We start from the raw sequence: 24338 nt of genomic DNA on the forward strand, positions 1-24338 counted from the left end.
AGGGCGACGGTAATGTCGTTGGCGGTCGTGGAGATACCCGTGGCGGTCGCCATGCCGGGCGATGTGGCGGTGGCGTAAATCCCACCGGTGTTGCGCACATTGACGAAGCCGGCGGGCGAGCCGTTGATCGCGGAAATGCCGGTGGCATTGGCCAAGCCAGTCGGATCGTTGGCAATCAGCGCCGTCGCCGACACGATGCCTGCATTGTTGATCGTAATGCCGTGGCCAGCGCTCACGAGCGAGGAGCCGTAACTACCGACCGAGACATGTGCAGAGATACCGCTGGCCATCGCCGTGTCGCCGGAAGCATCGCTGGACTCGGCGGTGGCCGCGATCGTGCCAGCGGCACTGTTCGTCACCGCGATATTGCCGGCCGTAAAGGCGTTGCCGTAGTAGTTTTTGAAGTCGCCGACAAAACTGACGGCCGAGATGCCGTTGGCCACGGTGATACCGTTGTCGGTGCCGCCACCCGCATAGTGGTCAGACCGAGCGCTGGCGTTGATTGTACCGGCATTGGTGATGGTCACATCGCCATACGTGTTCGCGGCAAGGATGCCCGTGGAGGTGTTGGAGGGGCCAAAATAAATCGGACCGACGTAACCCGACCTGGCGGCGTGCGACGCGTTACTGGATATCAGTGAGGCATTGATCGAACCGGTATTACTAAGCACGGTATTGCCATAGATCGGATGATAGGCATTGCTATACCCGTTATCCAAGAAGACACCAGACGCCGAGCCAGGGGCCTGGCTATTCTCCTGTGTCACCGCCGTGATGCTGCCGGAGTTGGTCACGGTGGAGTCTCCAGCATAGGTGGAGGTATGGATTCCTGCGGCGCTACCGCGGGCCCCTTGATATTGAGACTGCCGAGTATTGATGGGCGCGTTGGCGTAGATCGAGCCGCTGTTGTCGATCATCAACGTGTCGGCGTTTTGTACGACTGCATTCACGCCTTGTGCTCTGACCTGGGCCGTAGCCGTGATATCGCCCGAGTTGATGATCTCAAAAGGCACACTCCCCACCGAATTGCCGCGGGAATAAGCGCGCAAGCCAATGGCGATATTGGTGCCCGTAGCGGAGATGGCGCCGCTGTTGTCGGCGATGGCGCCGAGGCCTGTGTCGGGTGCAATGGTATTGCCGGCACTCACCGAGATGCCTACGGAGCTGAAGCCATTCAGCGTGATATCGCCGGCGTTGGTAGCCATCGCCGTCTCATATTCGGAGAGCGCTTCCATGCCATAGCTGAAATTGGAGCTGACCGTTATGTGACCCGTGTTCAGAAGAATGGCACCGCCGCCGCCGGGGGCATTGGGACTCCCCTCGCGTCCCGCAAGGCCCTGCATGCCAGAGCTAATGTCGGTCCCGGAATAAACGGTGTAGCTCCCCAGGACGGGGAGCGTGGTGATCGTGATGTCACCGGCGTTGACGAGATTGACGCTCCCGTAGGCTGACTTCCCGTATTCGCCGAACAGTCGACTGTGAACACCGCTGCCGCTGAGGGCGATGCTGCCGGAATTAGTCTCCGACACCTGACCGAGAAATCCGTACGCCCTGATGCCCGCTCCGCCTTGCGTCGTATCGACCCCGATGCTCCCCGAATTCGTGACCGAAATGGCGCCGCCGAAGGAAGACAATACACTGATGCCCGTACCATATTGAAGAAAGCGAGGTCCGCTGAAAGCCTCAAAGTAGCCTGTCTGGGTGACCGCGATGCTGCCGGCATTGTTGACGGTAATGGCGCCGAGGCCGTAACTCGCCGACGACGGAGCCGTTTCTATCGCATAGATGCCTTTAGCCACTACGCCAGAGACAAGAATTCTTCCGCCCTGGCTATTGGTGATCGTTGATCCGCCATCTGATAACGTATAGATACCGTTGGCATACCATGGGCCGTGCGCGATGATGTAGCCGCTGCCCATATTTGCCACCGTAACACCCGTGACACCCTGGGCTTCGATGCCGGCCACGTGGCTAATGTCTTGAGTGGTCCCTTGGTCATCAATCGCAAAAGCGCGAATGCGGCCGCTGTTGACGATCGCCACCGATCCAGCTGTCGAACTCGCATCAATGCCAATCCCGCTCCCGTAAATGGCACCGAAGGCACTGATATACGAGTAAGCGGCATTGTTGACGGAGACGTTGCCACCCGCCTGCGCGCGAATGCCTATGCCCACCCCATGGAGAGATGCCCCATAGACAGTACCGGCATTGCTAACGCTGACATTGCCATGGGTGGATTCGGCCGAGATGCCGATGCCGTAGGAGCCTGCACCGTAGGCGACCGAGACACCCGTCGTGGCGACCGCACGAATGTAGGCCCCGACATTATTGGTAACACTGACATCCCCGTAGACGCTATTGGCCAGGAGACCGGTCGCGCTACCCACCGCGGAGGCCGCGAGCACATAGCCTGAATTGATGATGCTGCTGTTGCCGTGCTCGGAGTACGTCTCCAGACCGACCGCCAAACCGGGCGCGTTGTTCGCACGAACATAGCCGTTGTTGGTGATCGTAGCTGGACCGTTGATGGAAGAAGCCAACACACCGATCGCGGCTTGGTATGGGCTACTACTGGAGCTTATGATCGTGCCGCTGTTGGTGACACTGGCACCGCCTCTATAAGCCTGGGCCTCCACACCGATGGCCTCGCCATAAGTCGACGTGGCGGTGACGTGGCCATAGTTTTGGACCGTCGCACCCATGGCACCGTACGCCGTGATGCCGATCGTCTCTTCCTGGCCGCCGGCCGCCGTCACAGTGCCGGAGTTGGTGACCGTGGCGTAACCCGTGTTGGAGGTGGCCAGGATGCCGACGGCCTGATAGTTGGTGGACGTCGCCGTGATGCTGCCGGTGTTGGTCACGCTGACGCTGCCGCCGACGGCCTGAGCAAGGACACCCACGGTGATGCCATAGACCGAGCTGGCGCTGATCGTGCCTTCATTGGTGATGGTGACCGCACCGATCGTGGCGTAAGCATTGACCGCGACGGCGTTGCCATCCTGCGCGGTGGCGGTGATCGTGCCAGCCGCCTGGTTGTCGACCGAGACATTTCCGTTGGACGAGTAGGCATTGACTGCCGTCACGTCGTAGACGCCGGTGCTGTAGGCGTTGATCGGGCCGTTGTTGACCACGCTCACGTCGCCGTACGCATTGACGTCCATCGCCTTGGCACCGGCGGCCGTGACGTTGGTAGTGATGCTGCCCTGATTGTTCACCGTTGCCGTGGTCGCGCTGTCGGCAAAGATGCCGGTGGCGCCCCCGGTCGTGATGTCCGCGTAGCTGGTCACGCCCACGCTGCCACCCCAGTTGGCATCGATCCCCATCAGGCCCGCAGCGGGAGTCACACTGGTCGGCACGCTGTTCGTGCTGTCGCCCAGCACCAGGGTGAGATCCGTGACGGGGGTGAAGAGGGAAGGGTCAGGCAAGGTATTTGTGAAAACGCCCTCGCACGACACCGAGGTCGGTGTTGTGAAGGTGCAGTTGCCCTGCGCGATCGCCGTGCCACAGCCGCCCAACGCCAGCAGGGTGGCCGAGATGGCCAAAGCCGCGCGGATGGCGCGGGTGACGGGCGCGACCGGGAGGGTCGGGGTGAGGTGCGTCTTGTTCAGACGGCCATTTGTATGTGTGTGCATGTCCAACCCCATCATGAAATGAAACCCCCAAGTCGTGTCATCGGTGATGGCGTGCCCCGGTGTCCGGAATCGCCATGTGTTTTGTCTTTGGACATCTCGTACGAAAAGCCATGTTTCAGGAAACGGCCTCGAACCCACTCGCGTATTCCGCGTGGGTCAGTTCGAGGTCAATGTCGGTCATCCCGCAGTCGGATCCGCGATTCGCCGCCGTCGTGGCGACGAACCGCGATCGTGGCTACTTGATCGTCACGTTCGAGGTCTCCAGAGCGGAATAACCGGCGCTATCGCTCACCGTCTCTGTGACGCTAAAGGTGCCTGCCTTGACATAGAGGTGGCTCGGATTCGTGGCGGTAGAGGTGCCGCCGCCGTCACCGAAGTTCCACGCATGCGAGGTGATCGTGTCGAGGCTGTCGGTGGAAAGGTCCGTGAATTTGGCGATCAGACCGCTGCTGGTCTCGCTGAAGTTGGCGACCAGCGGGTTGGGCTTGCCGGCCGCAGCCGCCAAGGTGCTGAGGATCATGCTGCCGCGACCGCTGGCGAAGTCGTAACCCACCTTGGCGGTCTCGCCACCGTTGTTGCCTACGGTGATGTCATGGAAGACGGGCTTCGGCAACAGGTACAGCTGCGGGGCGGCAAAGCCGACGGCGGTCCCCTTGCTCGCGATCACGCGTGCCCACTCGGCCGAGAAGATCGGCGCCGCGAGGCTGGTGCCGCCATACTGCTGGAGTGTTCCATAGACGTAAATGATCGAGCCGGAGTTTGGGTCGCCGTCGAAGGCGACATCGGGCAGGCCGCGCGTGGTGCCGGGAACACCGAAGGCTTTCTGCCAGCTCGGCATCGGCTCGAAGTTACTCGGGCTGCCACCAGAAAGGTTCCAGACGGTTTCGTTGCTCCACGTCGTCGTCGAGGCGGTGAGTGTGGTGCCGCTAACGGCGACGACATACGGTGAGTCGGCGGGCCAGCTGGCACCAGCTTCGGCTTCGCCCGCGCATTCGTTGGAACCCGAGTCGCCGGTTGCGATCGAGAACGTCTGGCCTTGCGCGTCCGCGATCTGGAAGATCTGATCCGACGCGGCGGCCGTGCCGTCGAGCTTCTCGTCGGTTTCGCATCCGCCGATCGACACGTTGATGATCTTGGCGACGTTGTCCGTCACCGCCGTGTTGAAGTCGGCAAGCAAATCGGCGTCTGAAAAAGACGGTGTGGCATAGAAGATGATCTGACCGACCGCACCACCGCCCGCGCCGTCGATATCCTGGCTATCGAGGCTCCATTCGGCCGCACCAGTGGTTGTGCCGGGATCTGCGCCGGTATAGATCACCTGGGTAGTGACCGGCGCCAGTTTGTTGTTGGTCGTGAAAGTAGTCAGGTCAGCAAGAGCTGAGCTCATGTCACCCACGGTAATGATGCCAACAGTGACGCCCGCGGCGGTCGGCACGCCAGTGCCACCGTAGATCGACGAAAACTGCGTCGGGTTATGGCCGGTGATGGTCGCCGCGCCGCCACTGGCCGCCCGTAGCGCGAACGCGTGCGCGTGGTAAACATTCTGCAGGCCGATCACTGACAGGACGCTGCCCTGCAAATTAGCAGGAACGTGCGCGTCGCTGTTGTTCGCAAACGCTACGCGACCGTCTTGCGTCTGTACCCGCGAGAACGAGGTCTGGAATGCGGCCTGCGCGTTATCGGCCGTACCATCCGCCGATACCAGAAGGCGATTGGGCGCGATCACCACGTTGGTGAAGCCCATCTGTCGCAGATACGTCGCGACCGCATGGCCCTGCGACACCGTTGGCGCATAGTTCGCCGAGAATTCTTCTGGCTTCAGCATCTGGTGCGCGGCGACGAGGCTGTTGAGCTGATCGCGGTTCTGCACCTTGAGCGCGACCACAATATGCATCGGCTGTGTGTGCGGCAGCACGCCCGTGAAAACATCACCTGGGTGCAGCGCGGTACTACGCGCAACCGCGATACCCAAGCCAGCAGGGATATCGCTGGCTCGCGCCGACATGATGGTGGTGGCAGCGAGCGCAAGCGAAATCGTCATGGCCAGCGCAGGCACGGGAGAGTTACGAAGCGTCGTTGGTTTCATTTGATCCACACTGGGTTGGTGGTTTGCGGAAGCAAGATAGGTTCTGTTAAAGCCATGGCGTGTCAGGTGTGCTGCTATCTCAAAGGTGAGCAGCGGCGACACCGCGATACTTCAAGCTGTCGCCTACTCTCGACTAGCTGCGGGCCTTGACGGCTAACCTCGCCCCGCACTCGACCAATGATCGGACGGTTCGCGGTGACTCGAAACCGTAATAGGAGTAGGTATGTACCTACTCGAAGGAGTAGGTTGCGGTTCGGCACATCGCTGTAGCCTGTGATGCAGCCCATCACGTCCGCGAGATCCTCACTCAGAGGTGCATCGCCGTTACTGCCCTTTCGGTCTGCTTTGTCGAACTCCTGCAGATTGGGCGAGAGTTGACTGTTGTGATGATGTCGTGAACGAAACCATACGAGGATTGCGGTGCGTACCGGTGCAGGACTAACTATGGAATGGCTATCCAGGCGTTTAGCGCCACTGACGCTCGGACTGCTTTGCCTGATGTTTGCATTGCAACCTGCGAGAGCACTCGATCCTGCAAAAGCCATCACCCAATACGTGCACTCAACGTGGCGCGTCGAGGACGGCCTTCCCCAGAATGGCATCACCAAAATCCTGGAAACCAGGGACGGTTATCTGTGGGTGGGTACGCAAGCGGGTCTCGCCCGGTTTGACGGCGTCAGCTTTACGACCTTTGATCACACAAACACCCCGTCACTTCACCGCGACTACATTTCGGATCTTGTGGAAGACAACCAAGGCACGCTGTGGATAGCTACTACGACCGGCGGTGTCGCGTCATTTCACGACGGGCTCTTTTCCCACGTGAACGCCGTCGATCCGCGTGGTGGATCGGTTCTTGCCCCCGACCCTGATGGCAGCCTCTGGATAGGCGGCTATGGCGGTTTGAAGCACTTCAAAAACGGAGTGTTGATCAAGGCTTACACAACGGCCAACGGATTATCGGGTGATCCGGTCAGGAGCCTTATTGTCGATAAGGACCGGGCCGTGTGGATCGGCTCCTCTGGGGGACTGAATCGCCTGGCCAACGGCAAGATGCAAGCCTATTCCGTTCAGGACGGCTTGCCTAACAAGGACGTGGCCGCACTACGTCTCGTTGCCGACGGCACGTTGCTCGTCAAGACCCAAAACTCGGAGTTCGTACGTTTTGCCGACGGCCGTTTCGTGCCATGGCCTATCCCGGGTGTAGTCGGCAGTAACGTTCGTGATGTGATCCGGGACCACGACGGAAACTACTGGCTGGCCAGCGGCACCGAAGGGCTTCTGAGAGTCAGCGGAGCCCAACTTAGTCAATTCACAACGAGAGATGGGCTGGCAAGCGATGCGGTAGCCCATGTGTACGAAGATCACGATGGCAACCTTTGGGTAGGCACATTGAGCGGTCTGGAGCGCTTCCGGGACGGAAGTTTTACGACGTTCGCAAAAGCAGAAGGTCTTTCCGACAATGAAGCCTATTCAGTCATCGAGGACAGCAAGGGCGACATCTGGACGACAGGTCCTGACGGCCTCCATCAGCTGCACGGGGGCGAAATACGCGTCTACAAGACTGCAGACAAGATGCTCGACCCGTGGTCGTTGTGGGTAGATCACTCATCGAATCTTCTGGTAGGTACTTCCAAAACATTGATGCAGATGATTCATGGCTCGCTGATGCCCTCCCCTGCAGGGTGCGCTGACATTCCTCCTTATTTGATGACAGCCATCCTCGAAGGCAGCGGCCATCAACTCTGGGTGGCGACGCTTGGCGGCGGGTTGGCTCGCTGTGTTGATGGCAAGGCCGCCGGTCACTACACCACGTCGACGGGGCTGCTCAGCAACGCGCTCTATGCTCTCGCACAAGGTCCCGATGGCACCATCTGGACAGGTGGCGACAACGGACTCAATAACATCAAGGACGGCCACATTGCGAGCTATCCAATGTTGAATGGCCCATCCAACGCTTGGGTAGTCTCGCTGTATTTCGACAGCAAAAGCATTCTTTGGATCGGCACTTTCGGACAAGGATTATTTCGACTGGAAGACGGCCACTTCACGCAGTACACCACCCACCAGGGGCTACAGAGCGATACGGTCTACGGCATTGTAGAAGACACCGCCAATAACCTGTGGATTGGGTCGGACAAAGGTATTTTCCGCATCACCCGCCAGGATCTGGACGCCGTTGCCGCAGGTTCTCGTGGAACCGTCACGCCCGAAGTCTTCGGCAAAGCCGATGGCATGAAGAGCAGTTCCCTGAGCGGCGGCACGCAACCCAATGTCTGGCGCGCGCATGATGGGCGACTCTGGTTTCCAACAGAAAGCGGTGTTGTCGTGGTCGATCCGTCGCGACTGAAACTCAACGATCAAGCACCAACCACACGCATTGAACAGATGATCGCCGACGAGATGCACATTGATCTCGCCTCCCCCGTCCGGCTGCAGCCTGGAACGCGTCGGCTGGAAATCCGATACACGGCCCCGAACCTTTCTTCACCGGAGCGCACGCAATTTCGCTACCGGCTGGATGGTTTCGACGAACAATGGATCCCGGGCGGACCCCAACGCGTTGCGCTCTACACAAATCTCTCACCAGGGCACTACACGTTCCACGTGGCTGCCAGAATCGAGACGGGACAATGGAGCACGCAGGAAGCCGCTCTTGCATTCGATCTGCGCCCCCAGTTTTACCAGACCGTTTGGTTTCGACTGTTGTGTGTCCTCGCGGGAATCTCTCTGTTGTGGGGCGCCTACCGACTGCGCGTCAGCTTCCTGCATGCGCGCGCCGCGGTCCTGGAAGAGCGCCAGCGCATCGCCCGCGAAATTCACGACAGCCTGGCGCAAAGCCTGAGCGGCATACTTTTTCAGACGGAGGCAGCGCTCATCAGCATGACGCGTGCGCCGACCATGACTTCGATCCACTTGATCTCGGCGCGCGATCTTGCCAAAAGTAGTCTGGATGACGCGCGCTACTCCGTCTGGAACCTTAGCCCGCCAGTGCTTGATCAGAAGAACCTGTCCGAATCGCTCTCATCCATGGCCCGACAGCTTGCACATGGACGCGTGGAGGAGTTGGACATCCAGTCGACAGGGACGGCGTGGGACATGCAGCCTGAGGCAAAGCATCATGTGGTCATGATTGCGCAGGAGGCGATATCCAATGCCATACAACATGGTGAGGCGCACACGATTTCGGTCAGCCTGACGTTCGACGACGACGCCTTGAGCCTCGCTGTGTCAGATGACGGTGGAGGTTTCTCCCAGCTGGTAGACGTGCATGTGCCCGCACGGGGTTATGGGTTAAGGAATATGCGCCATCGTGCGAACTGCCTGGGAGCAAGGCTTGCAGTGACGAGTCAGATCGGCAGTGGCACGCGAGTAATGCTCTTCATCCCTCGCCTGGGCAAGGTGGCCAATTTCTGGCGCCGGCTGAGCGGCAACCCCACTGCGAGAATTGATCCATGAATGTGCAACCTGAAATCAAAGTGCTGGTAGTAGACGATCATCCCGTTGTGCGGGCCGGACTTTGCGCGATCGTTGCTTACCAGGAGGATTTGGAGCTGGTTGGTGAGGCTGCAAACGCGGCGGAGGCCATTGAGCTGTTCATGCTACGCCAGCCGGATATCACCCTGGTGGACTTGTCGCTTCCGGATATGGGCGGCATCGAATTGATTTCGGTCTTGCACACGAAGTCATCCACCGCGCAGTTCATCGTCCTTACGGCGAATGCCGGCGGCAGTGAGATTGGGAAGGCGCTGCACGCGGGTGCGCGTGCTTACTTGTTCAAGAACGCACCTTCCGATGAACTTCTTAGCGCCATTCGCACGGTGCACCGCGGCGGTCGGTACATGTCGCCCACGGTGGGGCGAATGGCTGACGAGATTTCAAGTCACCCCGACCTGACCGCTCGCGAATTGGAAGTACTGCAGTGGCTGGCCCGCGGACATAGCAATCTTCAGATTGCCAAGGAAATGGGGGTCACTGAAGACACGGCAAAATTCCACGTTGGAAACATCCTCGGCAAGCTGGGCGTTCCCTCCAGGAGCAAAGCGGTTGCTCTGAGTCAGAAGCTTGGCTTGGTGCATTAAATGGAGCATGCACCTACCCCCTCTGACCACTGACTCTCTGCCAGGCTGTCGGGCTCATGTTGCGAAGTCGCCTGAAGAATCGGTTGCACGCGACTCGCGTGGCAGTCCTTTCACTGGCACAAAACGTATCCCTTTCCGCGTGACTCAATCCACTCAAAGAGAAGCATTAAAATCTCACGATCCCTCACGGGTATGCGGGTTCGATGCCAGCCCTGGGCGCCATACCTTGCTCCTTATTGCCATAACCCCAGTTGGCACGAATAGCAGGCTTGTACGCATGATCAATCGTTGGCGCTGGTACAGGCGGCATGGCGCTTGCCTTCGACACGTACGACCTCTCCACGATCCTGCAGCACGATACTGGCGGTGTAATGTTCCGCTGAATCGAAATCCACGCGACCGCGACCATGCGCCGGTGGATGATCAGAGCAACTCAGGGTCCACGCCAATGCCGTACTGCTGCGATGCATGTCGCTGCGCTGGCACTGTGAATCTCCCGGAACGGAAAAATTCGCGAACGCGACCCACGGGTCTGCGCCTTCGTCGATGCAATGCCACAGGATCGACGGCGGACTGGATTTGCCATGATCGAGCTTGCGTACCGTGATCTTCCATAACCCCGGCATCGCCTGGAAATCGGCGGGGTCGGCATGGCTTGTCGAGCTGCCGAACCCGGCCATGACGATTAGTAAGAGGCCAAGGCCAAGGCGAACCGCAGAACTACGGCACAGACACCAGGCATTCTTGATTGAATGGTTCATTGCTTGGGCTTTCTCCGTGGAATGGACTGGCACAGATACGCGAATGCCCTGCCTGCTGATGCAGGCAGGGCACCTTTACGCGTTGATCAGTCCTGCACAGCAGCCGTGCCCTCGTTCGAGGAGCCAGCTTGGTTGAAATCGAACATGTCCATCAGGTTGCCGATCGCCGGCGAATTGACCGGTACATAGGGGTCGCTCGATCGTGCGATCGGATTGGGCAGGTTGTCGCGGCTACGCGGCGAGATCGTCTCGCCCAGGCCCCAGTTGGCCTCGACGAATTTGTCGAAGGAGACATGGTCGTAGTAGGTGTGCACTACATGGCCGCCTTGCGAGTACCGCGAGACCACCAGCAGCGGGATGCGCGTGCCGTCGCCGAAGAAGTCGATCGGTTGCACATAGCCCGAATCGTAATAGCCACCACCCTCGTCGAACGTCACCATGATGACGGTGTCGTTCCACACCTGCGGGTTGGCTTGGGCCATCTGGACGATTTTCTGCACGTAGCCCTCGAACAGCTCGAGCTTGGACGAGGATGGGTGGCCGTCCAGAAGTCCATCCGGCTTGGCAATCGAAACGGCCGGCAGCGTGTTGTTCTGGATATCGGAATAAAGGTTGTTGATGTCCTGGTTGTTCGCACGCAGTGCCGGATTGGTCATGACCTGCGTGGAATACAGGAACGGGTCGCAGATATTGCAGAAGGTACCCGCCTCACCGTCTTCCGTACCGTTGGCAAACCCCTCGCCGTAGTACTTCCAGCTGACATGATGACGGTTCAGCAATAGCGCAAGGTTGTCCTGCGTCGTGGGCGGCACGGTGTACTGGTCCGTACCCAGCGGTGCAGGCGTGCCATCGCCGAGGTAGCCCGGGTTGTAGTTGTTCACCAGGTAATAAGCGCCCTGCTTGCAATCCGTGCCGCGGAAAGTGCGGTATGGCAACGAACGCAGGTATCCCTTCACCGATGCCACACCTGGCTGAGTGTCGTCGGCACAGTTGACGTAGGAACCGCCACTGTAACCATCCTGCACGTACCAGTTGTTGGTGCCGGACTGTGCGTTGGGATTCTCGATCTGATTGGCTGGTGGTACAGCCGGATTGCCATTGGCATCGGCGTAATAGATCGGGCTGCCGAAGCCCAGCATGATGTGGTTGGCACCGGTGCCGCCCATCACCGACTGATGGAAGTTGTCGCTCAACGCGTAGGTGCTGGCCAGCTGTGCGAAATACGGCGCATCGCCCTTCGCGATGTTGAGGAACTGCATCGAGGTGGAACCCTCGCCAGTGGACTCATTCGTGAAACCGGCAGGTTGCGCCACACCGTTGTTGCCGGCACCGATGGTCGTCTCGACCCACGGGAACAGATCGTTGCGGCAACCGCTCGGATTCTTCGATGTAGCCGCCTGCGTACTGCAGTCGAGTTGCTGCCACATCTGGAAGAAGCGGTGCACCGGGCTATTGGCATAATCGTTGTAGCTGATCGATGCATTCATATCGACCGGCGCGTTCGGCAATTGCGTGGGAAAACGTGTATCGACGACGTCATTGGGTAGGCCGGTGCCACCCTCGGTGAGTTCGACGTAGTCATCCGTCGGCAATGCCGGTTCGATGGCTTCCGCTTCCGCTACCGAGGAGAGATACGGCTGGGTCGGTGCGCCACCGGTGTTCATTGCCGGCAGTTGCGTGAACGGCGAGGTGTGCGTGGGCGCATTCGAGTAGGCACCGGTATTCGATGCCTGCCACTGCTGTGCCGCGGCGACATTCGGGCCTGGCGTGCCGTCGGCGTTGACGATGCCTTCCGACAGCAGGTTGTGCACGCTCTGACCCGCTGGCGGCGTATAGGTGGCAAAGACGTGGTCGAACGTGCGGTTCTCACCGATCAGCAGGATGACGTGCTTGATCGGCGTACGCGTCTGGTCGCTGCGATCCTCACCGCTGCCGGGGGTGTGAAGCACCACGATGCCACCGGGCAGAGTGGTGCGATTGCTGGTGCCGGAAGTCGGCACGTTCTGACGGAAGGTGGCGTCCTTGTCGGGGGGTGTGGTGCTCTGTGCGCTCACGACGCCGGCAAGTCCGGCAGCGAGCACGCCTATGGCGAACGATCTGATTCGCTTATTACCTGGCGTATTACCTGAATGCTTTGACATGACTGGATCTCCTGCAGAAATCAGCTGAAGGCTGCAATCGAGTGTTCCCCCTGATTCTTGGCCTGCAGGCGACTGGGTCCAGCAGGCTGCCGGCAGTCTGGTCCGCGCAGATGACGCTACGTTGGCACCAACGCGACAGTGCGTGAGCGCGCGATGACAGTGATGCGACAGCGCGCAATCTCGTGCGTCCGATCACAAAATGCTTCGACCTCAGACCTTCGCCGGCAGCAACTGATACGGGCGCATCATTTCGTTGTCCTCATGCTCGAGGAAGTGGCAGTGCCACACGTAGCGTCCCGGCTCGCCATCGAAACGCATCGCGATGCGCGTGACCATGCCCGCATCGGCGCGCACGGTATCCTTCCAGCCTGCTTCGTGTGGCGGCGGCAGCTGTGCGGGTCCGGTGTACTTGAGCGTGCGGCTCGCGTTCCATGCGAACAGGTCGAACGGCCGCCGATCGATCACCTGGAAGCGCACCAGATGCAGATGGATCGGATGTGCATCGCCGGTGAGGTTGACGAAGCTCCAGGTCTCGGTGCTGTGCTGCCGTGGATTTTCCGTGATCGGATCGGACCAGCGCTTGCCGTCGAGCAGCATCGTCATCGCATTGCCGCCGGCATCATCCATTTCTTCCAGCGTCAACACGCGATCACGCACTGCGCTGGCCGGGTCGATGCGTGTGACCGGACGCAGGCTGGCCGGTAACGCCGACGCCTCGCGATTACTGCGCTCGCTTGCGCGCGCGCCTACGCGAAATTCCAGGATGCCCTCGCCGTGCTGGCGTAACTGCACGGACAGTCCTGCGAGGGCGGAGAAGTCGACCACCACATCGGCACGCTCGGCCGGATACAGCTCGATGCGCGTGCGCTCAAGCGGTGCGGACAACAGGCCCTGATCGCTGCCGATCTGCTGGAAGGGCTGGCTGTGCGACAACGACAGATCGAAGAAACTCGTATTCGCCACATTGATCAGACGCAGCCGGTAGCGCCGCGGCTCGACTTCGAAATACGGAAACAGCTTGCCGTTGCACAGGGTGAGGTTGCCATTGCACTGCATGACCCACGGCGCCGACGGGTCGTCGGAAACCGGGTAGTAAAGCTGGCCGTCCTTGCCGATCAGCCGATCGCACAGGATCAGCGGCAGATCGAACTCTCCCGACGGCAGGCCCAGCGCCTGCTCATCGCTATCGCGAACGTTGAACGCGCCGAACAAGCCGGCATAGATGTTGAGCCGGGTGATACCCATCGCGTGATCGTGGTACCAGAGCGTCGCCGCATCCTGTCCGTTCGGATAGTGATAGAGCGCCGAATGACCGGAAGCGTACCAATCCTCAGGATAGCCATCGCTGCCAGCCGGTACCCGCGCACCATGGACATGCGTCACGGTGCGCACGGCCGGCTTGGCGCGCTCGGCGCCATGGATATTGTGATCGATCGGCAGAAAGTGCCGGGTCGGCAATGCATTGACCCATTCGACCAGCAGAGGTTGCCCCCGCACTGCTTCGAAGGTCGGCCCGGGTGAGCGGCCGTCGTAACCCCACAGCGGTGTTGGCGGCAAGTCGCGATGAAGACGTGCGCTGAATGCACGCATCTCCATCCGGTAATACGGCAGCGTCTGGCCAGGATAGGCGGGGTGCGCACGCTGCCCCGCAGGACGCGCAATCGGCGGCACCGGCAGCGGATCGACGAAACGGGCCAGTGAGGTGGGATTGATCAGCGGAACCTTCGGTGCTGCCAGTACCGGCATCGCCATGCGTGCCGGCATCACCATGGGCGATGTGGCGGCCGATGCCACGTGGAGTGCATCGGCGAAGGCGTACGCACCCAGGAGACCGCTGGCACCACACAGAAAGCGACGGCGCGAGAGCGTCATGGCCGGGCGCCTCTTTGGAAACGAAATGCGCTTGTCATCAAGCCACCCTAGACAGTCCAGATGACAGATCAATGGCAGACGCAGGGGCTATCGCTTCGATGATGAAGGGCGTTCATCTACAACTGAACCGGCCTGGGCACGTTGCCCGTCACAGCGAGATTACAGTCATATGTTGCATTGCAGCGAAATTCATGACAATACTTTTGCCATCTATCGTTCTATACGTCCGAACAAACGGAACAACCTGGGGGACTGATGAGAAATTGCCGTCTGCTGCCTGTCGTACTGCTGGCCGTCTATCTCGCCGGCTGCGCGACCTCGCCTTCCCCACCGTCTGCCGTGGCGACGCTGCAAGGTGATACGGCGCATCCCGGGCAGACGCAAAACTGGGTGGACACCAGGCTCTACTTTGGATTGGGGCCAGCCGAACAACCGCAACAAGGTGTAAGCGAGGCTGTCTGGCGTGGCTTCCTGGACAAGGAGGTGACGCCGCGTTTCCCGGATGGCCTCAGCGTCATCGACGTCTACGGGCAATGGCAAGGCAAGCAGGAGGCAGCGCCGGAGCGCCTGCGTTCCAAGCTGCTGGTGATCGACTATCCCGATACAGCGGACAACCGCGCCAAGGTGGAGGCGATCCGCGCTGCGTGGAAACAGCGCACCGGCGATCAGTCGGTATTGCGCATTACCCAGCCCGCCGACGTCTCGTTCTGAGCCGCCTGCATCGCCCCGCAGCACGAACAGGGACATCGCTTGAACGCACAACCCAGAGGTAACTGGTTCGCCGCCGGCGACCTCAACGGCTTCCTTGGCCTGGTGGTGGATAACCTGTCCATCATGGCCTTCCTGGCCACGGCGCTGATCGGCATCTTCGGCTTCCCCGCCGACATCGTGTACTCGAGAATGTTTCCCGGCACCGCGTTCGGCGTCCTGCTTGGCAACGTGGCCTATACCGTGATGGCGCGGCGACTGGCGCAACGCAGCGGACGCCAGGATGTAACCGCGATGCCGCTCGGCCTCGATGCGCCTACCAGTATCGGCATGGCGCTGCTGGTGCTCGGGCCGGCCTTTGTCCACTACAAGCAGAGCGGTATGAACGAACACGCTGCCGCGATCGCCACCTGGCAATTGGGCATGGCATCGCTGGTGGTGATGGGCGTACTGAAAGTGGTGCTTTCGTTCTTCGGCGCATGGGTACAGCGAAATGTGCCGCGAGCAGGCCTGCTCGGTTCGATCGCCGGCATCGCGCTGGTCTTGATGGGATTCCTGCCTTTGCTGGAAATCCTGAAGATGCCGGTGGTCGGTTTCGCCGGCCTTGGCATCGTGCTGTACGCGCTGGTGGCACGCGGGCGCCTGCCATGGGGGCTGCCGGGCGTCCTGGTTGCGTTTGTCGTCGGCTTGCTGCTGTATGAGGTACTCGGCCCGTTCGGCTGGCTGGGCCATGGTTATCACACACCGCCGGCGTGGCAGTGGCGTCTTGCCCTGCCCTGGCCGACCTTGCAATGGATCAATGGCCTGGTGCGCACGGTGCCGTACTTGCCGTTGATCCTGCCGTTCGGCCTGCTGATGGTGGTAGGCGGCATCAACGTCAGCGAGAGTGCGCGTGCAGCGGGCGATGATTATTCGACCCGCGACATCCTGCTGGTCGAAGCGCTCGCCACGCTCGTGGCCGGATTCTGCGGTGGGGTGGCGCAGACAACGCCGTACATCGGCCAGCCCGCGTACAAGGCGATGGGCGCTCGCAGCGGCTATACCTTGCTGACCGGTATCGTGATCGGCCTCGGTGGCATGCTTGGCTATCTTTCCAACCTGGTGCAATGGCTGCCGATCGCGGTACTCGCGCCGATCCTCGTATTCGTCGCGATCAGCATTACCACCCAGGCTTTCGAAGCGACGCCTGCACGCTACGCCGCCGCCGTGGTTTTCAGCTTCTTCCCCGCCATTGCGCGGATGCTGGCGATCAAGCTGGGCGATCCGGGTTATATCGCGCCGGAGCACTTTGCCAGCCTGTTCAACGATACCTCGCAAGGCATTTCGGAACTGGCGGTGATCACCGTGCTTGGCAACGGCTTCATCATCACCTCGATGATCTGGGCCAGCTTCGTGGTGGCGATGATCGATGGTCGCCTGCGTCGCGCCGCAGGGATCATATTGCTGGGCGGCGCGCTCACCCTGTTCGGCATCATCCACTCGGTGGAGCCCGCCGGCGGCTTGTACCTGCCATGGACACTCGATCCGGTCTCACAGGCGATCGCCTGGCAGTTCGCCGGTGCCTATCTCGCGCTCGCCGTGGTGCTTCTGCTGCTGTCGCTGCAACGGCAGCGGCAGGGCGCGACGCCGGCGCACTAGCTGATACGCCGATGCGAACACAGCACTCCACTACTTGTATCCGTAGTTGTTTACATAGCTGAAAGAGTTATTTCTACGGCCAAAAGGACACGGCTATAAAAATGGTCCATGGCGCCATGACACATGATGATGTCGAACGCCTTTACATATTCCGGGAGCTAACCAGGCATGAGCGTACTTACAGGCGGGCAAAACAAGAAAACCCTGTGGCTGGCCTTGGCCATGGCATTGAGTGCAGGAACCCTCAGTGCCGCTTATGCCGCCGACCCGGCAACACCCGCTGCGTCCCCGACGCCAGGCGACCAGGCGGAAGCCAATGGCAACACCGTGCCGACTGACAAGGCACGCAAGGGCACGACCCTGTCCACCGTCAACGTCAATGCCCAAACACTCGCTGGCGGCTTGATGGCCAACCAGGACCAGCCCAAGCAGGTCTCGACGATCTCCGCGCAGGCGATCGCACAATTACCGATCACCGCGGACTACACCCAGATCATCGACAGCGCACCCGGCGTCAACTCCGCCTCCAGCGACGGCTTTGGCCTCACCGATTCGAGCAGCTATACGATCCGCGGTTTCAACGCCAGCGAAATCGGCGTCACTCTTGATGGCGTTCCAGTCAACGATGTTGGCAATTACGTTCCCTATGCCTCGGAATACGGCGAGGCACGCAACTACGAGGCGGTGACGGTTTCGCAGGGCTCCGCCGATCTCGACATGCCCGACCTGGGCGCCGTGGGTGGGCATATCAGCTTCACCACCAAGGCGCCCACGCATGATTTCAATATCTATGCCGGACAAACCATAGGCAGCAATGACGCGCGCAGCACGTATCTGCGCCTGAATACCGGCGATACCGGCCCGGTTCGCAGCTGGATCTCGATATCGCGCAACTCCGACGACAAGTGGCGCGGAGGCGGCAAGGACGACATCGACCGCATCCAGGCCAAATCGGTCTGGACCATCGACGAAAACAACAGCCTCACCGCCAACTTCAATTACAACCACGAGGAAAACTATTTCTACATGCCGCTGACCAAGGCGCAGGCGGCGCAATACGGCTACAGCTACGACTACGGCACCACCTGGTTGCCGACACCGACCGGCGGCTTCCCGGCCAGCCAGTTGTACGGCAACGACCCGACGTACCTGGCTCAGTCCAGCTACTACAGGCTTAACCAGAATCCGTTCAAGTCGTGGGTAGCCAGCCTGGATGGGGAATTCAAGCTCAGCGACAACTTGTCGCTCTCGGTCATTCCCTATTTCCAGTTCGGCAACGGCAATGGCAGCTTCCCTGGATTCCTGCCGCTGCAGCCCGGCGCGAACGGCCAGCCGGTCGTGCAGTCCAATCTATATGCCGATGGCCAGTACGCCGTACTCGAAACCTATCAGGCGATTACATATCGCCCCGGCATCAATGCCAAGTTCACGCTGAACCTGGGGCTGGACAATACGCTCGACTGGGGCCTGTGGTACGAGCGCTCGCGCCAGCTTGAATTCATCAAGGCCTCCTACGTCGATCCGAATACCGGCGTGCCGATATCGGTCTGGGGTGATCGTAACTTACTCGCTTATAGCAATGGATTGCCGTGGGTCAACTATTCCGAATACGACCTCACCACGGTGAAGAAAGTCTTCGTGGAGGATGCCTGGACGCCAAACGAGCAGTGGACCGTCGACGCCGGTGTCAGCTACCTCTACACCGAACGCGACAACCAGTTCGTGCTCTATCCCAACAACCCAGATCCGGCAGACTGGACGTCGTCGCAGAACAGCGACGAGCGCTACCACAAGTTCCTGCCGATGCTTGGCGCGTCCTGGCGCCCGGACGACAACAACCAGATCTATTACAGCATCACACGTACCTTCCGCGCGCCGGAAGACGCCGCGACGTACGGCAACAGCCGCCTTGGCCTGCCCGCCCCCGAACCGGAAAGCGCCTGGTCAAACGAACTGGGCTGGCGTTTCAACGACGGTCCGCTCACCCTGCATACCGATCTCTACCTGGCCAACATGAGCAACCGCACGGCGGTCGGCCTGGATACTGACACCTACATCAATTACTACATCAACGCCGGCCCGGTGCGGATGGCGGGCCTGAATGCGGAAGGCAACCTCGACCTCGGGCACGGCTTCAGCCTCTACAGCTCCTACACCTATACGCAGTCCAGGGTGAAATCGGACCTCGACCTGCCGGCTACCGAGGATACCGATAGCGCGTTCTACGCCACCAAGGGCAAGCAGTTCCCCGGCACGCCGCGCAACATGGCCTATCTCGGCGCGCGCTATGCGCAGGATGCGTGGACCTTGAACCTCAACGGCAAATTCACCGGCAGCGAATACGGAGACTTCATGAACACCGATCGCGTGGCATCGAACGTCACCGTGAACGGCAGCGCCAGCTACCGACTTCCCGACTTCGGCGTGCTGCATGCACCCACCATCGCGCTCAACGCACTCAACCTGTTCAACCGGCGCTACCTGGCGCTCCCTGCCAGTCCGACGATTTCCGCCGCCGATTCGGCGCCAACCTACTTCGTCGGCGCGCCGCGCCAGTGGTACCTCACCATCAGCTCGACGTTTTTCTAAGTCATCCTTGTTTCATCGCCCCATGGGCAGGCCGCTGGGGCCAGCGGCGTTATCGCTTGATGATGCGAAACGCCGTGCTGGATCGCCTGCGGCGGCTTTTATGCGCAGCGCTTCAATGGTGTGCATCCGGGGCGTCCTCTGGCTCAACGATGCCCACTCGAATCACTCGGGAGAAATCGTCTCCGGGCTTGCTGTTCCTGGCCCGTTCGGTGATGCGGCCGCGTTGACGCAGTTCGGCGATCGGCACGCGGCGATCCAGCGCGCCCACCTTGTAGAGGTATTCCGGCAGATAGCCGGTCAGCAACAAACGGACATCCCAAGGCAGCCCGGGATCGATCTGTCTGGCCATGCGGTAGACGATGGTTGTGCAGTTTGACGTGATCGTGTTGTAGAACGCCGGGGTGACGGCCAGCCTGTTCGCGGCATGCACGTAGGAGAGGAACAGCGCGCGCATCGCAGCCCTGTCCATGCGCAGGGGATACAGGTAATCGTCCTCGCCGCGCACATTGGTGCGTACACGGATGATGTCGCGCTCGTCAGCGGCGGTCAGGATCGTTTCGAACTGCTTGAAGAAGCCGCCGATGGCCGAGTACTGCTGGCCGCGTTTCTTGCGGATCTCCACCGAAAAGACCACGTGGCTGCCGTCGTCGAAGCCAAAGGAGATCATCGCGTGCGCGATAGCCGCGCTGCCCCAATAGGACAACACGGCATCGGCCGAGGCCAGGTGATCCAGGTCGTAGTGACGGGTTTCCCAGCGGGCATCGTAGTCGTCGTCGGTGCGCCAGCTGAAGTCGCGCACGTTGTTCAGGGTGACCTGGCTGCCTTCCACGTTACCGGTGAGCAGGCGGGATGTGTCGCCGGCCCAGATCCGGTTATTGGATGGCGCTATGCTCACCCACCAGAACATCAGAACGGCATAGCTCAAGACGTAGATGCCAAATGGCAACCAGCTACGCCGGTTGATCGCAAGGATGACCAGCGCGATCACGCCGATCACCCAGATAGCACTGCCGATCGTGCGGGTGGCCAGGTTGCCCGGCAATTGGTACCACAGCGCAAGAGCGCCCCACGCGCCCGAACAAAACGTGACCAGCGCCATCACCGCGATGAGTACCATCCGGCCGATCATCCAGAGCTTCTTCGCCATCTCGTTTCCGCCAGGTCAGCCAATGATCCAAGCGTGCCGCTTTGGCCGCACGAAGACAACGCACAGCCGAGGCATGCTCCGGAGCCCGCAGCCGGCTTCGGTCACCGTGGGAGTCGTCGTGATGATCCGCCATGGCTACAATCCGGCAACCGCCCGGCTGAATGGACACGACGCAGCATGAAACGTGGAACGCGCGCCCGGATCACGCGATGCGTCGCCCTCGCCGTGCTGCTTTGCCTCAACGCCTGCGCGATGGTCGGAGTGAGTCGCGTCAAGACGCACGACTATGTCAACGAACGGCGTGCCGACGTGATCGGCGCCAACCGGTTGAGTGATCGTACGGTACAGGCACTCAACGTGGTGGCGCTGACCGTCGACAGTTGCCAGCATGAATTCACCACCTGCACGGATACCGTTGCGCACTCGCCAGGGTTGAATGACGAACAGCGACTGTCCGCGCTGGCCGAGCTGTGGCTGGGCAAGGCGATCAGGACCGATCGGGCCAAAGCAGGCACGGCGATGGAAGACCGGACCCTTGACGCGTTCCTGCAGTCCGCACGCTATGCCTATGCCTATCTGTTCTATACCGCGCGATCGCCCGCCGATCGCGCCTTCGCCCTGCGTCAGGTGCAGGTGATCGGGTTCTACAACTTTGCCGTGCAACGCACGGTGAGCCGCTTCTTCCAGGAGCTGCCGCAGTTGGGTGCGCAGTGGACGCAGACCTCGCTGGCCGGTTGGGCCGTGATGCGCCCGCAGACTGATCTGCGGCTGGCCGACAACGCACGCGTACCGACCGAGCTGATTCCCGCAGCCGACCTGCGTTTCAAAGGGTTGCGCAACGTCTACCAGCGCGATGGTTTTGGCTCGGACTTCGTCGCCGTGACGCCACCCGAAGCACCCAACGACGACGTGCCATGGCGAGAGCCCGACTACGCGTCGATGACCGGTGCGCTGGTCTTCGATGGCAACACGCTGGACCAGGTGCTGTCGGCAAAGCGGGTGCAGTTGCTGGTCCGGGACCCCTATCGCGACGACACCATCACGATTGGCGGCCGCACCGTGCCGCTGGGTGCGAACTTCACCGCCGCCTATGGCATCTGGCTGGCCCGCTCCGGCTTCGCCAGCCAGTCGATCCGTTCCCTGCTGGGCCGCGAGGGCGGCATCACGACACCGCGTGTGCTGATGATGCAGCCGTACGATCCCAATCGCCTGACCGTGGTCATGCTGCATGGGCTAGGCAGCAGCCCGGAAGCGTGGATCAACGTGGCGAACGAAGTCATGGGCGACGAGGAGCTACGCCGCAATTACCAAGTGTGGGAGATCTATTACCCCACCAACGCGCCAGTCGCGGTCAATCTCGCCAATATCCGCAAGGCACTCGATGCGACGCTGCAGCACTTCGACCCCTCCGGCCACGCACGCGCGTCGCAGAACATGGTGCTGATAGGGCACAGCATGGGTGGCCTCATCGCACGCCTGCTGGTGTCATCGAGTGGCGACAAGCTGTGGAGCCTCGTGCCGGAGCGTGCCGATCTGTCGCCGGCAAAACGGGCCATGCTGCACGAACGCCTCGCGCCCTATCTGCAGTTCACGCCGATGCCGCAGGTGACCCGTGCCGTCTTCCTGGCCACCCCGCATCGCGGCACGCCTTACGCCCAGCACCGGCTGGCACGCTGGATCGGCAACCTGGTCCGCCTGCCCCTCAGCGTGCTGAAGGAAGTGGCGAGCCTGTCCGACCTGCTGAAGGACGACACCAACACGGGTTCGCCCCTGCGCATACCCAACGGCATCGACAACCTAAGCGATACCGATCCTTTCATCGTCGCCGCCGCGAACCTGCCGATCTCGCCGCACGTGCGCTATCACACGATTGTCGGCGTCTACAAATCTAAAGGCCCGTTGCAGTACAGCGACGACGGCCTGGTGCCCTACAAGAGCTCGCACCTGGACGGCGCTGACTCCGAACTCGCCGTTCCCTCATGGCACAGCGTGCAGGAAACGCCTGCGGCGATCCTGGAATTGCGCAGAATTCTCAGGCTTCATGTAGCGGCGCTCGACGAAGCGCGGCCATAGCTTGCTATTGCCGATGCGACAAGATTCTGTAACTCCGCCGTGCCAGCTGATGCGGAGTTGCTTTCAGACTGGCTCGAATCCATCGCCTTATCTGCAGCTAATATGGCCATCCATTGGCTGATGCCTGACGGAGACGAATCTCATGACGACGTCCTCCCACCTGCAAGTTGCCCGTTCCCGAACCGGCAGCCGGACGACTAGCGGGCAAAAGGTATCCAACACAGTTGAGGCGCATCTACCAAAGCAGACGCATATTCAGTCGATTGAGGAACGGTTGAAGCTTGCGCGGTCCCTGCGATCCGATTGTCCGCGCAAGTCACATGCGGGTTGGAAACCTCCGAGGAATCGACATGACCCTGTTGACACACTGATTGCCAGTTCCGAGGGACGCGTTCCCCATCTTGTACCCATACGTTATGGCCGCATGATGGAATCGCCATTCGCTTTCTATCGTGGTGGCGCAGCCATCATGGCGGGGGACCTGGCGCATACACCCTCAACGGGTGTGCCTCTGCAGATCTGTGGTGATTGTCATCTATTGAACTTCGGTGGATTTGCCACACCCGAGCGCCGACTGGTTTTCGATATCAATGATTTTGATGAAACCAGCGTTGGCCCATGGGAGTGGGATATCAAGCGGCTTGCGGCAAGCTTCTTCATCGCGGCACAGGCCAACGGATTTTCCAGGGATGTAGGACGGGATGCTGCCTGGTACGCGACCAGCGCTTATCGCGATCGCCTGATCGAGTACGGAGAAATGCCGCTGCTCGAAGCCTGGTATGACTACCTCGATCTCCACAAGATCATTGATCAAATCGCCGATCCGACGATGAAGAAGCTCGCGACATCGCGGCTGAGAAAAGCCACCGAATATACGGTGCACACCAAGGAATTCGTGAAATTCGCCGTGGCGGATGGCCTGCCTCCACGTATTCGCGATGAACCACCGCTCATCTACCATGACGATGCAAGCGACGCGGTCAAGAACCGCAAGGTGGTCGATCGCGCCTTCGCGCATTATCGCCTCACGCTTCAGCCGCAAAGGCGGCTTCTGCTGGATCGTTTCAAGATTGTCGATGTGGCGATGAAAGTGGTGGGTGTCGGCAGTGTGGGGACGTATTGCGGCATCCTGCTCATGGTCTCCGGCTCGGGGGACCCGTTGTTCCTGCAGTTCAAGGAGGCGCGAACCTCGGTCATCGAACCCTACGCCGGCGCGAGTATCTACAAGCATCACGGCCAGCGCGTGGTCGTCGGACAGCGCATGATGCAGTCGGCAAGCGACATTTTTCTTGGGTGGACCCGGGGTGGTACACGCCAGTTCTATGTTCGCCAACTTCGCGATGCCAAGATCTCTCCTGACACCACCGTCATGAAGCCGACGAATCTTCGCAACTATGCAAAGCTCTGTGGGCGGGCCTTGGCGCGTGCGCATGCGCGAACCGGCGACGCGGTAATGCTGGGCGCATATCTAGGGAAAGGCGATGCCTTTCCGGATGCCATTGCATCGTTCGCTGCTGGCTACGCCAATCAAAATGAACGTGATCACCAGGCGCTCGTACGTGCCGTGCGCCAGGGGCGTGTCGAGGCACGCGTCATTGGTTGACCGCGG

Annotated in this window: 12 protein-coding genes and 1 pseudogene; 7 read left to right on the forward strand and 6 right to left on the reverse strand. The window is 60.6% G+C overall.

Annotated features, from left to right (window positions below):
* Both GSQ75_RS05620 and GSQ75_RS05625 read right to left on the reverse strand, forming a co-directional pair.
* Positions 1–3632 (reverse strand): annotated as a pseudogene (locus GSQ75_RS05620) (hypothetical protein); the annotation flags it as partial.
* A 235-nt stretch (positions 3633–3867) separates the two neighbouring features.
* Positions 3868–5820 carry a protease pro-enzyme activation domain-containing protein gene (locus GSQ75_RS05625; protein WP_158753491.1) on the reverse strand — a complete coding sequence of 651 codons (1953 nt, stop codon included), beginning with the start codon at positions 5818–5820 and terminating at the stop codon, positions 3868–3870.
* A gap of 342 nt (positions 5821–6162) precedes the next feature.
* On the opposite strand from GSQ75_RS05625, the gene GSQ75_RS05630 reads away from it, so the two are divergent.
* Together GSQ75_RS05630 and GSQ75_RS05635 are read left to right on the forward strand one after the other, a co-directional pair.
* A complete protein-coding gene (locus GSQ75_RS05630) occupies positions 6163–9177 on the forward strand; it encodes a sensor histidine kinase (RefSeq protein WP_158753492.1) in 3015 nt (1004 codons plus the stop codon).
* Positions 9174–9800 (forward strand): response regulator transcription factor, encoded by a 627-nt coding sequence (locus GSQ75_RS05635; protein WP_158753493.1) that lies wholly within the window; start codon positions 9174–9176, stop codon positions 9798–9800. The genes GSQ75_RS05630 and GSQ75_RS05635 overlap by 4 nt, the downstream gene beginning before the upstream one ends.
* A 281-nt stretch (positions 9801–10081) precedes the next feature.
* Here GSQ75_RS05635 and GSQ75_RS05640 read toward each other — a convergent pair whose 3' ends face one another.
* The 3 genes from GSQ75_RS05640 to GSQ75_RS05650 all read right to left on the reverse strand — a co-directional run bounded on the left by GSQ75_RS05640 (position 10082) and on the right by GSQ75_RS05650 (position 14574).
* Complete coding sequence (locus GSQ75_RS05640; RefSeq protein WP_158753494.1) at positions 10082–10561, reverse strand: DUF3617 family protein; 480 nt, start codon at positions 10559–10561, stop codon at positions 10082–10084.
* Between the two features lie 86 nt (positions 10562–10647).
* Positions 10648–12702, reverse strand: coding sequence for an alkaline phosphatase family protein (locus GSQ75_RS05645; protein WP_158753495.1), 2055 nt, complete (start codon positions 12700–12702; stop codon positions 10648–10650).
* Between the two features lie 210 nt (positions 12703–12912).
* Complete coding sequence (locus tag GSQ75_RS05650; RefSeq protein ID WP_158753496.1) at positions 12913–14574, reverse strand: multicopper oxidase domain-containing protein; 1662 nt, start codon at positions 14572–14574, stop codon at positions 12913–12915.
* 255 nt (positions 14575–14829) lie between these two features.
* On the opposite strand from GSQ75_RS05650, the gene GSQ75_RS05655 reads away from it, so the two are divergent.
* The 3 genes from GSQ75_RS05655 to GSQ75_RS05665 all read left to right on the forward strand — a co-directional run bounded on the left by GSQ75_RS05655 (position 14830) and on the right by GSQ75_RS05665 (position 19509).
* Positions 14830–15285 (forward strand): DUF3574 domain-containing protein, encoded by a 456-nt coding sequence (locus tag GSQ75_RS05655; RefSeq protein WP_158753497.1) that lies wholly within the window; start codon positions 14830–14832, stop codon positions 15283–15285.
* A 39-nt stretch (positions 15286–15324) separates the two neighbouring features.
* Positions 15325–16920, forward strand: coding sequence for a hypothetical protein (locus GSQ75_RS05660; RefSeq protein WP_158753498.1), 1596 nt, complete (start codon positions 15325–15327; stop codon positions 16918–16920).
* Between the two features lie 168 nt (positions 16921–17088).
* Positions 17089–19509, forward strand: a complete 2421-nt coding sequence (locus GSQ75_RS05665) for a TonB-dependent receptor (protein ID WP_158753499.1) — start codon at positions 17089–17091, stop codon at positions 19507–19509.
* Between the two features lie 112 nt (positions 19510–19621).
* On the opposite strand, the gene GSQ75_RS05670 is transcribed toward GSQ75_RS05665, so the two are convergent.
* Positions 19622–20656 (reverse strand): DUF4105 domain-containing protein, encoded by a 1035-nt coding sequence (locus GSQ75_RS05670; protein ID WP_254058443.1) that lies wholly within the window; start codon positions 20654–20656, stop codon positions 19622–19624.
* A gap of 177 nt (positions 20657–20833) precedes the next feature.
* Between GSQ75_RS05670 and GSQ75_RS05675 the strand changes: the two genes are divergently transcribed.
* Both GSQ75_RS05675 and GSQ75_RS05680 read left to right on the forward strand, forming a co-directional pair.
* A complete protein-coding gene (locus GSQ75_RS05675) occupies positions 20834–22729 on the forward strand; it encodes an alpha/beta fold hydrolase (protein ID WP_158753500.1) in 1896 nt (631 codons plus the stop codon).
* 274 nt (positions 22730–23003) lie between these two features.
* Positions 23004–24332 (forward strand): DUF2252 domain-containing protein, encoded by a 1329-nt coding sequence (locus GSQ75_RS05680; protein ID WP_256369798.1) that lies wholly within the window; start codon positions 23004–23006, stop codon positions 24330–24332.
* Positions 24333–24338: the final 6 nt, after the last annotated feature.

It is taken from the genome of Dyella sp. S184, from assembly GCF_009766065.1.
GTDB lineage: Bacteria > Pseudomonadota > Gammaproteobacteria > Xanthomonadales > Rhodanobacteraceae > Rhodanobacter.